Origin of the sequence: Pseudomonas sp. EA_35y_Pfl2_R111, assembly GCF_963970955.1 — a bacterium.
GTDB lineage: Bacteria > Pseudomonadota > Gammaproteobacteria > Pseudomonadales > Pseudomonadaceae > Aquipseudomonas.
The window spans coordinates 492,586-505,824 of the sequence record NZ_CAXAOM010000003.1 but is presented as its reverse complement, the minus strand read 5'-3'; the positions used below and the strand labels follow the sequence as shown (position 1 = coordinate 505,824).

General features: G+C 60.4%; 10 protein-coding genes and 1 pseudogene. 5 read left to right on the top strand and 6 right to left on the bottom strand.

Annotated features, from left to right (window positions below; genetic code table 11):
• Window position 1: 1 nt before the first annotated feature.
• The 3 genes and pseudogenes from trpE to rpe all read right to left on the bottom strand — a co-directional run bounded on the left by trpE (window position 2) and on the right by rpe (window position 3,084).
• Window positions 2-1,480: an anthranilate synthase component I gene (gene trpE, locus AACY25_RS15295; RefSeq protein ID WP_339525667.1), complete on the bottom strand. Its 1,479-nt coding sequence runs from the start codon at window positions 1,478-1,480 to the stop codon at window positions 2-4.
• Between the two features lie 67 nt (window positions 1,481-1,547).
• Window positions 1,548-2,413 (bottom strand): annotated as a pseudogene (locus AACY25_RS15290) (phosphoglycolate phosphatase).
• The gene (gene rpe / locus AACY25_RS15285; protein ID WP_339525663.1) at window positions 2,410-3,084 is read right to left on the bottom strand and encodes a ribulose-phosphate 3-epimerase; all 675 of its coding nucleotides are present in this window, start codon (window positions 3,082-3,084) and stop codon (window positions 2,410-2,412) included. Before rpe ends, AACY25_RS15290 begins: the two are co-directional and overlap by 4 nt.
• A gap of 130 nt (window positions 3,085-3,214) precedes the next feature.
• Here rpe and AACY25_RS15280 point away from each other — a divergent pair, with 130 nt between their 5' ends.
• Entirely contained in the window at window positions 3,215-4,255 is a 1,041-nt protein-coding gene (locus AACY25_RS15280) for an alpha/beta hydrolase family protein (RefSeq protein ID WP_339525716.1), read from the top strand.
• Window positions 4,256-4,516: 261 nt separating this feature from the next.
• Here the strand turns inward: AACY25_RS15280 and AACY25_RS15275 are convergent, their stop codons facing one another.
• The 3 genes from AACY25_RS15275 to AACY25_RS15265 are packed head-to-tail and all read right to left on the bottom strand — an operon-like array spanning window position 4,517 to window position 6,964.
• Window positions 4,517-5,278 carry a DnaJ domain-containing protein gene (locus AACY25_RS15275; RefSeq protein ID WP_339525661.1) on the bottom strand — a complete coding sequence of 254 codons (762 nt, stop codon included), beginning with the start codon at window positions 5,276-5,278 and terminating at the stop codon, window positions 4,517-4,519.
• Between the two features lies 1 nt (window position 5,279).
• Complete coding sequence (gene murU, locus AACY25_RS15270; RefSeq protein ID WP_339525659.1) at window positions 5,280-5,951, bottom strand: N-acetylmuramate alpha-1-phosphate uridylyltransferase MurU; 672 nt, start codon at window positions 5,949-5,951, stop codon at window positions 5,280-5,282.
• The gene (locus AACY25_RS15265) at window positions 5,948-6,964 is read right to left on the bottom strand and encodes an aminoglycoside phosphotransferase family protein (protein WP_339525657.1); all 1,017 of its coding nucleotides are present in this window, start codon (window positions 6,962-6,964) and stop codon (window positions 5,948-5,950) included. The genes murU and AACY25_RS15265 overlap by 4 nt, the downstream gene beginning before the upstream one ends.
• A 124-nt stretch (window positions 6,965-7,088) precedes the next feature.
• Between AACY25_RS15265 and AACY25_RS15260 the strand changes: the two genes are divergently transcribed.
• From AACY25_RS15260 to rsmA, 4 genes are all read left to right on the top strand, one after another.
• Window positions 7,089-9,851 (top strand): LPS-assembly protein LptD, encoded by a 2,763-nt coding sequence (locus tag AACY25_RS15260; RefSeq protein WP_339525655.1) that lies wholly within the window; start codon window positions 7,089-7,091, stop codon window positions 9,849-9,851.
• On the top strand, window positions 9,832-11,124 hold the full coding sequence (locus AACY25_RS15255; protein WP_339525653.1) for a peptidylprolyl isomerase: 1,293 nt from the start codon (window positions 9,832-9,834) through the stop codon (window positions 11,122-11,124). The genes AACY25_RS15260 and AACY25_RS15255 overlap by 20 nt, the downstream gene beginning before the upstream one ends.
• Before the next feature lie 164 nt (window positions 11,125-11,288).
• On the top strand, window positions 11,289-12,290 hold the full coding sequence (gene pdxA / locus AACY25_RS15250) for a 4-hydroxythreonine-4-phosphate dehydrogenase PdxA (RefSeq protein WP_339525652.1): 1,002 nt from the start codon (window positions 11,289-11,291) through the stop codon (window positions 12,288-12,290).
• Window positions 12,291-12,398: 108 nt separating this feature from the next.
• On the top strand, window positions 12,399-13,202 hold the full coding sequence (rsmA, locus tag AACY25_RS15245; RefSeq protein ID WP_339525651.1) for a 16S rRNA (adenine(1518)-N(6)/adenine(1519)-N(6))-dimethyltransferase RsmA: 804 nt from the start codon (window positions 12,399-12,401) through the stop codon (window positions 13,200-13,202).
• Window positions 13,203-13,239: the final 37 nt, after the last annotated feature.

The window sequence follows — 13,239 nt, the reverse complement described above, 5'->3', positions numbered from 1 at the left end:
CTTATTCGGCAGTCTGTTCGGCGAGGGCGACGGCGCGGAACATGGCGCGACGCTTGTTCAGGGTTTCTTCCCACTCCAGGGCCGGCACCGAATCGGCGACGATGCCGGCACCGGCCTGCACATGCAGTTCGCCATCTTTGATCACCGCGGTACGGATGGCGATGGCGGTGTCCATATTGCCGTTCCAGGCCAGATAACCCACGGCGCCGCCGTAGACGCCACGCTTGACCGGCTCCAGCTCGTCGATAATTTCCATGGCGCGAATCTTCGGCGCACCAGACAGGGTGCCTGCCGGCAGAATGGCGCGCAGGGCGTCCATCGCCGTCAGGCCTTGCTTGAGCTGGCCGGTGACGTTGGAGACGATATGCATCACGTTGGAATAGCGCTCGATCACCATCTTCTCGGTGAGCTTGACGCTGCCGGTGCTGGCCACCCGGCCAACATCGTTGCGGCCCAGGTCGATCAGCATCAGGTGCTCAGCCACTTCCTTGGCATCCGACAGCAGGTCTTCTTCCAGGGCCAGGTCGGCCTCTTCGCTGGCGCCGCGCGGGCGGGTGCCGGCAATTGGCCGCACCGTGACCAGACCATCTTCCAGGCGCACCAGCACTTCTGGCGAACTGCCGACCACATGGAAGTCGCCGAAGTTGAAGAAGTACATATAGGGCGTCGGGTTGATGCAACGCAGCGCACGATACAGATCAATCGGCGCGGCCTTGAACGGGATCGACATGCGCTGGGAGATCACCACCTGCATGCAGTCGCCAGCGAGGATGTACTCCTTGATCGCCTTGACCGCATTTTCGTAGTCATCGCGTTTAAAGCTGGAAATGAAATCCGGCTCGGCACCCGCCGGCGCAGCCAGATCTACACCCAGGCGCGGGGTAATCGGCTGACGCAGCTTGTGCAGGATCTCCTGCAGGCGCGCCTGACCCTGTTCCAGCGCATCGGCCTGGGCCGGATCGGCAAGGACGATGGCGTGCATCTTGCCAGCCAGGTTGTCGAACACCACCACCGCATCGGAGACAATCAGCAGGATATCCGGCGTACCCAGGGCATCGGGGTTCACACCCTTGGCCAGCTTGGGCTCGACATAACGCACGCTGTCATAGCCGAAGTAGCCCACCAGGCCGCCGTTAAAGCGCGGCAGACCTGCCAGAGTCGGCACCTTGTAACGCGCCTGAAACTGCTCGACAAAAGCCAGCGGGTCTTCACACTGGTGGCGCTCGACCTCGACACCGTCGACGCTGATGATCACCTCATGGCCATAGGCACGCAGCACCGTGCGGGCCGGCAGACCGATGATGGAGTAACGCCCCCACTTCTCGCCGCCCTGGACGGATTCGAGCAGATAGGTATTGGCCTCGTCGGCCAGCTTCAGGTAGATCGACAACGGGGTGTCGAAATCCACCAGGGTTTCGCAGGCAACAGGAATGCGGTTATAGCCGGCAGCGGCTAAACGCAGGAATTCTTCGCGGGTCATGATCAGCCTCGTGGCTTGAGGTAATTCGGTCGAGTGCAAACGCGCCGCCTAGGCGGCCAAGATCAGATCAGGGGCGCCAGCGCCAACGGGCCAGGGCCTTGATGATTTTCATGTCGGTGCTTGCCGACCAGCGCGTGCAGGTAACCACCACGAAGCTCTCTTATTTCAGGCGGGATTGAAGTTCGGCCACACTAGCGCAGGGCCGAAAGCGAATCAACCCGCAAACCCCGGCAAAATCGGGGGCTCAGCCGGGCGTAGCAAGCCGCTCAGGCAATCCAGCACATGCGCAGGATTCTCCTCGGCAATCGGCCGACCGTGGTTATAGCCATAGCTCAGCGCCACACAGGGCACGCCGGCGGCCTTAGCGGCCAGTACGTCATTGCGCGAATCGCCAACAAACAGCGCGTGCGCAGCGTCTACTCGGGCCAGTTGCAGCACATGCAGCAGCGCTGCGGGGTCGGGTTTCTGCTGAGGCAGGGTGTCGCCGCCGACAATCCAGCGAAAATAGCCGCCCAGGCCCTTTTCATCCAATAAGGGCGCAACAAAGCGCTCGGGTTTGTTGGTGACAATCGCCAGCTCAACCCGCTGCTCACGCAGCCAATCCAGAGTGGCTTGCACGCCTGGGTAGACTTGGGTCAGCGCGTGGCTTTCGGCATAGTGCTGCATAAACAGCTCCAACGCCTGCTCGGTCCGGCCCTCATCTATATGCTCATGCTCCAGCCCGCCCGCCAACGCACGGCGCACCAGCACCCGCGCGCCATTGCCGACCCAATCGCGCACCTGCTCGATGCCCGTCGCCGGCAGGCCGAGCAGCAGCAAGGTCTTGTCGATGGCGGCGGCCAGATCTGGCACCGAATCCACCAGGGTGCCGTCCAGGTCAAACATCACCAGGCGCGGCAACTCGCCTTGGAACAACTCGCGTAGCAGACTCACCCGCGTGCCTGAGCCAGCTCGGCGCGCATGGCATCGATCACGCTCTTGTAATCCGGCTGATTAAAGATCGCCGAGCCGGCGACAAAGGTGTCAGCGCCCGCCGCAGCGATTTCGCGGATGTTCTGCACGTTTACTCCGCCATCGATTTCCAGACGTATTTCACGGCCGGACGCGTCGATCAGCGCGCGCGCCTCTTTGAGTTTTTCCAGGGTATGGGGGATAAACTTCTGCCCGCCGAAGCCCGGGTTAACGCTCATCAGCAAAATCATGTCGACCTTGTCCATGACGTGCTTGAGCACCTCAAGCGGAGTGGCCGGGTTGAACACCAGACCGGCCTTGCAGCCGCCATCGCGGATCAGCTGCAGGGAGCGATCGATATGCTCGCTGGCTTCCGGGTGGAAGGTGATATAGCTGGCGCCCGCTTCGATAAAGTCGCCGATGATGCGATCCACTGGCTTGACCATCAGGTGTGCATCAATCGGCGCGGTGATGCCGTACTTACGCAGCGCCGCACAGACCATCGGGCCAATCGTCAGGTTGGGCACATAGTGGTTGTCCATTACATCGAAGTGCACGATGTCAGCGCCGGCGGCGAGCACCTTGTCCACTTCCTCACCCAGGCGAGCGAAGTCAGCGGAAAGAATCGACGGAGCAATGGCGAAGGGTTGCATAGCGCACCTCGGTGGCATTCACGGAAGGCGCGCATTGTACCAGCCCGATCCAAGGCCTGGCGCGCGTGAGCGACACCTGACAAAGCCGAGCGGAAAAGGCTAGGCTGCTGAGACACGATGTTCGCTGGAGATCCCCATGTTTTCGCGCCCCGCCGCCCTTGCCCTGAGCCTGCTGCTATCGATCAGCCCACTGCAGGCGGAAGAACAAACACCCGCAGAAGAAGCCCCTGCCGCGACGGACAGCGCAACCGAACCCGAGGAAGAAGTCCGTGTGCCCTTAGCGGAGCGCAGCGAAGTGGAAGCCACTGCGCTGGAGCAGCGGCTGGAGCAAAAGGAACAGCAACAACTGCAGGCGGGCGATGAAAGCTTTCTTGCCCTCTGGCTGCCTGCCAATGTCGCCGAGCCCAGCGGCGCGGTGATCATTCTGCCGGGCGATGATGAAACTGCCGATTGGCCACAAAGCGTCGGGCCCTTGCGCAGCAAGCTGCCCAACGGCGGGTGGCACAGCCTCAGCCTGACCCTGCCCGACCCCAACAGTGACGCGCCGCCACTGCGCAGCGCCGAACCACCCACGACAGCCCCAACGGAAGAGGCTGCTGCCGACACCACGGCGGCACCGGCAGAGGAAAGCGCCGAGGATAGCCCAGCTACAGATGAAGCAGCGGCGGAAACCAGCAATAGCCCGCTCGACAGCGCCGAAACCGCAGCGAGCAAAGTGAAGAACATTGAGGAGCAGCAGAAAGCCCACGCCGAACGCGTATTGGCGCGCATCGAGTCGGCCATCGGTTTTGCCGAGCAACAGCAAGCCAAGACCATCGTGCTGCTCGGCCATGGCAGCGGCGCCTACTGGGCCGCGCGCTACCTAGCTGAACGCAAGCCGGCCAATATTCAGAATCTGCTACTGGTCGCCGCACAGTTGCCTGCTGGCTATACCCCGCCACTGGATGAGCTGATCCCGCAACTGCTGCTGGCCACCGGTGACTTTTATTACAAGGACCTCACCGCTGACCGGCAGGCCGCGCTTAAACGCTCGCAAGCCAGCAAACGGCAGAAGCACCCCAGCTATATACAGATCGCCATGAAGGCCCTGCCAGGTAACCGCGAAGCCGAACAGGAACAACTCTACCGCCGCATTCGTGGCTGGCTGACGCTGAAGCTAGAGGCCAAATAGCACATAGCAGGCCGTTGAAAAACGTTAGCGAGGCAGCCAGCGCAAGGCGCTACACCAGCAACAGCCTCCGGGTGGTCAAAACGGCGAGGAAGAGAACTGGGCTCGCACGCGAGTGTATGAGCTGTACATGAGCATTACTCGTTTCACTCGCCCTTCGGGTCGCGCTAAAGCGCGTTAGCCGCAAGCGGCTTCCGACCGGGCTGGCGCACCAGCCTGTTTTTAACGCCGCGATGGCCACGCAGATAGTTTTTCAACAGCCTGCTAGCGAAAGCCGTGGCGCTGACGAATCAGGTCATAAGCCTGATGCAACTCACGGGTGCGTTCAGTTGCCTCGCGCACCCGTTCTGGCGTGGCGCCACTGCCCGCCAACTTGTCCGGATGATGACGACTGAGCAAACGTCGGTAGGCCTGCTTGATCTGCGCCGGCTCGGCATCGGCATTTACCTTCAACAGATTCAGGGCACGCTGATAGGCATTGCTGGCCGTCGACACCAGCGGGCCCTGCTGCGGCGCGTAGGCGTCACTCAACTGGGCCTGAGTCGCCGAAGAGACCTGCAGCCATTTACCCCAGAGCATAATCAGCTCTCGCTCCGCCTGAGCGACCTGACCATCCGCCCAGGCCATGCGCCAGCATGCGCGCAGCAACGTTTCGCTGCGCTCACGCTGGCGGCGTAGCGGTGCGCGCAAACTGTCGCGCCCGACCTTTCCCTGGGCAAACGCGGCTATCGCCTGACGCTGCCCCTCAGCATCCAGCCCCAATCGCTGCATTTCCGCCTGCGCCTGCTGGATATGCGCCGGCAGCACGCGACCGCCGCTCTTGGCCAACCGTCCCAAAAGTACGAACAGAAGCCACTCATCACGCACCTCCACGCGACCGCCTAGGCGCTCACGCAAAGCAGCCCAGGACTGTATACGTAAGCGCCGGTCTAGCACCTGACCGAGCAAACCGCCAAGTATGGCACCCGGGATACTGGCCACGGCCAGCCCGATCACCGCCCCCAGCGCAGTCGCAGGCCAGATCATCCTAGCCGCGCGCCTCAAGCAAACGCTCGACCTGAGCAAGCCGCTCATGGGTGCCAACATCCACCCAGCAACCGTCGAAACGCTCACCCGTCACCTGCCCAGTCGCCATGGCCGCGCGCAACAACGGCGCAAGCGAGAAGACCCCAGCTTCACAGTCGGCGAACAGCGCAGGTGATAATATCGCCATCCCGCTGTAGGTCAGACTGTCCTGCCCCGCTTGTGCATCTGTGACCTGCCCACCGCGCAAACAGAAGTCGCCCTTAACGTGGTGGCCAGGATTCTCGATCAGCACCAGATGGGCCAGGCTGGATAGCGGACGACGCAGCTCGGCAAAGGGGTAGTCGGTGAAGATATCGCCATTGATCAGCACAAACGGCTGATCACCCAGCAAAGGCAGCGCCTGAAAAATCCCGCCGCCGGTTTCCAGCGGCTCACCTTCGGCGGAATAGGCAATGCTGACGCCGAAACGCAATCCATCACCCAGGTAATCCTCAATCTGCTGCCCCAGCCAGGCATGATTGATCACCAATTCGGTAAACCCGGCCGCCGCCAATGAGCGCACGTGGTATTCGATCAAGGGCACGCCGGCCGCACGCACCAATGGTTTGGGCGTATGCAGGGTCAGCGGCCGCAGCCGCTCACCTTTGCCGGCAGCCAAAATCATCGCTTTCATACAGGCTCCCGCTGCAGGCTGCCGAGTAATTCAGCCAGCTCGGCCAGCTCCGGCCGACGCGCCAGTACCGCTTCTATATAAGAGAAGAACCGCGGTACATCACCCAGGTACTTGGGCTTGCCATCGCGATGGCAAATGCGTGCGAAGATGCCAATTACCTTGAGGTGGCGTTGCACACCCATCAAGTCGCTGGCTCGCAGAAAATCATCCAGCACCGGCTGAACCGGCACACCCGCCTCACGCGCCTGCTGCCAATACTGCTCCAACCAACTGCGTACGCGCGCCTCAGGCCAACTGAGGAAAGCATCCTTAAACAGACTAGTAACGTCATAGGTAACCGGACCGTAGACCGCATCCTGAAAATCCAGCACGCCGGGGTTCGGCTCACTGAGCATCAGGTTGCGCGGCATAAAGTCGCGATGCACCAGCACCTTGGGCTGCGCCAGGGCACTGTCGATCAGCAGCTGACTCGCGCGCAGCCACATGCCCAGCTGCTGCTCACTGAACTCGACGCCCAGATGACGCTGTACATACCACTCAGGGAAAAGCTGCAGCTCGCGACGCAACAGCGCGTCATCGTAGCTGGGTAGAGGCGTAGTCATCGGCAGCTGCTGAAATGCCAGCAGGGCCTGCAAAGCATCTGCAAAAAGCTGATCGGCATTGCCTTCGTTAATCACATCCAGATAGGTCTGCCGCCCCAAATCGTTGAGCAGTAAAAAGCCTCGTTCAAGGTCAGCGGCAAGAATCTGCGGCACGTTGAGGCGCACCTCGGCCAGCAAATGCGCCATTTTGACAAATGGCGCGCAGTCTTCCTGCGGCGGCGGTGCATCCATCACGATCAGGCTGCGCCCAGCACCTTGCCAGCGGAAATACCGGCGAAAACTGGCATCACTACTGGCAGAGGTAAGCGTGGCAGCCGGTACGGCACCCCAACCCTGCTCGGCAAAAAGCCCTGACAGCAGCTGATCCAGCCAATTTTCGAGGAGTTTTAAGCGTACATCTTCATCAGGCATTACAAGGTCTCCGACGGCGCTAGCCGTTGCGCGGGTCATGCTTTATTATCCAGCATCTTTTCAAGCCCATCGAGAGGCGTGTGGCCTCAGGGCCAATGACGCGCAGGAAGCCCGGAAAAATAAGATGGCAGTAAAATACCCCGCGTTCCGTAGAAAATTTCCTTTATTGGTCACTGGCAGCCTTCTGGCACTACAGCCTTTAGCCGTTCCTTTTGCTATCGCTGCCGAGCAGTACGATTGCCAGGTTTCCGCCACGGGCGGCTGGGCTTGCGCCCCGAAAGCCAGCAGTGCTGCACTGCCAGCACGGCCAGTACAACGTGACTCGGTCGCCAGCACTGCTGACGGCAGCGTTGAGCCTGGGCAGAGCAAAGCAGCGCAAACGACCTTGGTTACCCAAAGTCGTGGCAAAGGCCTAACTTCGCGCAGCGCCGATTTCAGCCACCTAGACTGGGTGCCGCGAGAAAATCTCAGCGCCGCTCAGCTGGCTGAAGCCGGCCCTTACTGCACAGGCGCGTATATAGAGCCGACACGTCCAGGCATGGATGACCAGACGCCAATGTCTGAAGCGCCAATGTTTGTATCGGCCAAAGCTTCGCGCTATGAGCAGGAAGAGCAAGTCGCCACCCTCGCCGGTGATGTAGTCCTGCGCCAGGCCGGCATGCAGGTCGAAGCGGACGAAGCCAATCTGCGTCAGGCGGAAAACCGCGGCGAATTGATCGGCAATGTACGCCTGCGTGATCAGGGCATTCTGGTGGTGGGTGACCGTGCAGAGCTGCAACTGGACAATGGCGAGGCCAAAGTCGATAACGCTGAATATGTGCTGCACAAGAGCCATATTCGCGGTAACGCGCTCTACGCCAAACGTGAAGAGAGTGCGATTATTCGCCTGAAAGACGGCACCTATACCAGCTGCGAGCCAGGCAGCAACGCGTGGCACCTGAAGGGCAACAACATCACCCTGAACCCGGCCACCGGTTTCGGCACCGCAACCAACGTCACCCTGCGGGTGAAGAATATTCCGGTGTTTTACACCCCCTATATTTATTTCCCGATTGATGATCGTCGCCAGTCTGGCTTCCTGCCGCCAAGCCTCGGCAGCTCGGGTGATAACGGCTTGACCCTACAGACGCCGTATTACTTCAACCTGGCGCCGAATTACGACGCCACGTTGTATCCAACCTACATGAGCGATCGCGGCTTGCTGATGGAAGGTGAATTCCGCTATCTCACCAAGAACAGCGAAGGCCAGTTTGGCGCGGCGTACCTGGACGACAGCAATGACGACCGCAAACTGCAGTCGGAATATGAAGATCAGCGCTGGATGTACAGCTGGAAACACACAACGGGCCTGACCTCGCGCCTGATGGCTGAGGTCGACTACACCGACATCAGTGACCCGTACTACTTCCAAGATCTAACTACAGACCAAGGCCTTGGTTCCGACAGCTACATGGATCAGCGCGGCACCCTGACCTATCGTGGCGAAGGCTATACCGCACGCCTGAATGCGCACGCATACGAACTGGCCAATATCACCGACGTCACTCCATACAACCGTCTGCCGCAGCTGACCTTGGACGGCGTACTGCCGTTTGAGCCGGCAGGATTGAACTTCAGCTATGGCACAGAATATGTGCGCTTCGACCGGGACCTACGCAACGGCCAGTTCTCGGACGAAAATGGCTTACTGGAAGACTGGTATGACGAGCGCCTGCAAGGCCTGGCACGCGCCAACGGCGAGCGTATACATGTCGAACCTGCGGTGAGCTTGCCGTTGGATTGGAGCTGGGGTTATATCAAGCCGCAGGTCAAATATCTGCAGACTAATTACGATCTAAGTCTGGACCAGCAGGGCAAAGACTCTTTGCTGGACGAGCAGGAATACAAAAGCAGCCAAAGCCGCGGCATAGGGATGTTCAGCCTGGACAGCGGTCTGTATTTCGACCGTGACACCCAGTGGTTCGGCAAGAATTACCGCCAGACACTGGAGCCACGCCTGTTCTACCTCTATACAGCAGAGGAAGACCAGACCGACATCCCGATCTTCGATACGAGCGAAAGCGACTTTAGCTATTCCTCGCTGTGGCGTGAGAACCGCTTCTCCGGCAAAGACCGCATCGGCGATGAGAACAAGCTTTCGCTCGGTTTAACCAACCGGTGGGTAGAGTCAAATGGCTTCGAGCGTCAACGATTCAGCATTGGCCAAGCCTTCTACTTTGAAGACCGCAAAGTGCAGATGCCGGGCATCGACTATCGCACTCGCAGCGACTCGACGTCATCGACCTCACCTTATGCACTTGAATACCTGTATCGCTTTAATCGCGATTGGCGCTTCTCCTCGGACTTTAACTGGGATCCAGACTCCGGCAGCACCCGCTCCGGCAGCGCGATGTTCCACTACCAGCCTGAAGACAACCCGAACAAGGTGATCAACGCCGGCTACCGCTACCGCAATGACTCAGTGCGCTATGACGAAGCAAGCGGTGACTGGGTAGTAGGCGGTGGCGACTATGGCACCCCGGACTCCCCGGAGTACATCAAGGACTACTACAAGATCAGCCAACACGACTTCTCGGTTATCTGGCCGATAGTCCCGCAGTGGAGCGTAATCTCCCGCTGGCAGTACGACTACGGTCGTGACCGCACGCTGGAAGCCTTCGGCGGCTTCGAGTACGACAGCTGCTGCTGGAAGCTGCGCCTGATCAATCGCTATTGGATCGACTACGACGAAGTCAGCCTGAACCCGTCACGCAACGATCAGGCGGACCGCGGCATCTTCCTGCAGGTCGTATTCAAGGGCCTGGGCGGTGTAATCGGCAATACAGTTGAATCTTTCCTCGACCAAGGCATTCAAGGTTACCGTGAACGTGAAGATCAAGCTTTCTGATTGCGTGCGCCCCCTGCTGTTGGGCGCGCTGTTTCTGGGTACTGCGGCAAACGCTGAGGTACAACCACTCAACCGCGTTGTAGCGATTGTCGATAACGATGTCGTCATGCAAAGCCAGCTCGATTCGCGCTTGCGTGAAGTGCAGCAGACCATCGCCCAGCGCGGTGCTGCCCTTCCGCCTGAGCACGTGCTCAGCCAGCAGGTGTTGGAGCGCCTGATCATCGAGAACATCCAACTGCAGATTGGTGAGCGTTCGGGCATTCGGATTACCGACGAAGAACTGAACCAGGCCATTGGCACCATTGCCCAGCGCAACGGCATGAGCATCGAGCAATTCCGCGCTGCCCTAGCAGCGGACGGCCTGTCATACACCGACGCGCGCGACCAAGTACGCCGCGAGATGATCATCAGCCGCGTGCGCCAACGTCGTGTGGCAGAGCGTATTCAGGTGACCGATCAGGAAGTGCAGAACTTCCTCGCTTCGGACATGGGCAAGATGCAGCTTTCGGAAGAATTCCGCCTGGCCAACATCCTGATTCCAGTACCCGAAGGCGCTTCCCCAGAAGACATCCAGGCCGCTGACCGTCAGGCTCGCGACCTGTATCAGCAGTTGCAGCAAGGCGCTGACTTCGCCCAGCTGGCGATTGCCCGCTCGGCCAGTGAAACCGCACTGGAAGGCGGCGAAATGGGCTGGCGCAAAGCCGGGCAGCTGCCACCACCTTTCGACACCATGCTTAGCGCCTTGTCGGTTGGCCAGGTGACTGAGCCGATGCGTACTCCCGGCGGTTTTATCATGCTCAAGCTGCTGGAAAAGCGCGGCGGCGACAGCCAGGTACGTGACGAAGTGAATGTTCGCCACATCCTGATCAAGCCCAGCGAAATCCGCAGTGAAGCTGAAACCAAACGCTTGGTTGAACGTCTGCATCAGCGCATCCTGGCCGGGGAAGATTTCGCCGAGCTGGCGAAGAACTTCTCCGAAGACCCAGGTTCTGCGCTGAACGGCGGCACCCTGAGCTGGATCGACCCGAACGTGCTGGTTCCTGAGTTCCGTGAAGTAATGAACAGCACGCCGGCTGGCGAGCTGTCCAAACCGTTCAAGAGCCCTTACGGCTGGCATGTGCTGGAAGTCATGGGCCGTCGTGCCACTGATAGCAGCGCCCAGTTCCGCGAGCAGCAGGCCATGACTGTACTGCGCAACCGTAAGTACGACGAAGAGCTGCAAGCCTGGCTGCGCCAGATCCGCGACGAAGCCTACGTCGAGACCAAGCTCTGATAGGCACCTCGCACTAGGCGAGATAACAAAAAAGCCCGGTTTATGCACACGCAAAACCGGGCTTTTTTGTGGCCATCCCGCCTGGCGGCTGCTCGCTGGCCCGACGCATAATGGCCCTACCACTCTGTTCAACCGCCCTGTTGACGTATAGCGAGAGCCTACCGATGAGCAACGCCCGCCTTTTTGCCCTGACCCCAGGTGAACCCGCAGGCATAGGCCCCGACCTCTGCCTGCTGCTGGCCCGCGAAGCACAACCGCACGCCTTGATCGCTATTGCTAGCCGCGACTTGCTGGCCGAGCGCGCACGGTTGCTAGGGCTAAGCATTCAACTGGTCAGCGTCACTCCTGATTGCTGGCCAAGCCAGGCCGCACCTGCCGGCAGCCTGTATGTCTGGGACACGCAACTGGCCGCGCCTGTAAAACCTGGCCAACTGAACGCAAGCAACGCGCCCTATGTGCTGCAGACGTTGACCCGCGCCGGCCAGGGCTGCCTCGACGGGCATTTCGCCGGGATGATCACCGCCCCCGTGCACAAGGGCGTGATCAACGAAGGCGGGATTGCCTTCTCCGGGCACACCGAATTTCTCGCCGAGCTGACCCACACTGAGCAGGTGGTGATGATGCTCGCCACTCACGGCCTACGCGTGGCGCTGGTAACCACGCACCTGCCACTCAAGGAGGTGGCCGAAGCCATAACCACTGAGCGCCTCAGCCGGGTCACGCGCGTCCTCGACCATGACCTGCGCACGAAATTCGGCATCGCCCAACCGCGTATTCTGGTTTGCGGCCTCAACCCGCACGCTGGCGAAGGCGGCCATCTGGGCCGGGAAGAGATCGAAGTAATCGAACCCGCTCTGCAGCAGCTGCGCAGCGAAGGTATCGACCTGATCGGCCCGCTTCCGGCCGACACCCTGTTCACCCCCAAGCACCTTGAGCATTGCGATGCAGTGCTGGCGATGTACCACGACCAAGGTTTGCCAGTGCTCAAGTACAAAGGCTTCGGCGCGGCGGTAAACATCACCCTTGGCCTGCCAATCATCCGCACCTCGGTCGACCACGGCACCGCACTGGATTTGGCCGGCAGTGGCAAAATCGACAGCGGCAGCCTGCAAGTCGCGCTGCAAACGGCGTATGAAATGGCGACCAGCCAAGTGAAAAGCGCCTGACTGCCGCGCCCAGCACGGGGCGTACGCCGCCAATGCTGTTAAACTGCCGGGCTTTCTACCTGCGTTGAATTCGCTTCAAGCCGATGCTTTGAAGCCTGGAGCTGCTGCATGTCCGAATACCAACACCGCGCGCGCAAGCGTTTCGGCCAGAACTTCCTGCATGACGCCGGGGTGATTCACCGCATTCTGCGCGCCATCCACGCCCGCGAAGGCGAGCACATGCTGGAGATCGGCCCGGGCCAGGGCGCACTGACCGAAGGCCTGCTGAACAGCGGGGCGCAGCTCGACGTGATTGAACTCGACCGCGACTTGGTGCCAATCCTGCAACACCAGTTCGGCAGCAACCCGCGCTTTCGCCTGAACCAGGGCGACGCCCTCAAGTTCGATTTCAATCAGCTGCAAGCCGCACCACATAGCCTGCGCGTGGTTGGCAACCTGCCTTACAACATCTCCACGCCGCTGATCTTTCACCTGCTGAGCAACGCCGCGCTGATTCGCGACATGCACTTTATGCTGCAGAAGGAAGTGGTCGAGCGGCTTGCCGCCGAACCGGGTGGTGGTGACTGGGGCCGACTCTCGATCATGGTGCAGTACCACTGCCGTGTGGAACATCTGTTCAACGTCGGCCCCGGCGCGTTCAATCCGCCGCCCAAAGTCGACTCGGCGATCGTCCGCCTGGTGCCGCACGAAGTGCTGCCGCATCCGGCCAAAGACCATCACTTGCTTGAGCGCGTGGTGCGTGAAGCGTTCAATCAACGGCGCAAAACACTGCGCAACACCTTGAAAAACTTACTGCCCGCAGCGGCAATCGAAGCCGCCGGGGTCGATGGCAGCTTACGCCCCGAACAACTGGACCTGGCTGCATTTGTACGCCTGGCGGACAAACTGGCCGAACAGCCCAACGCCGACTGACAGCGGCTAGACTGGGTTTCTGCCTACTGAGTTAATT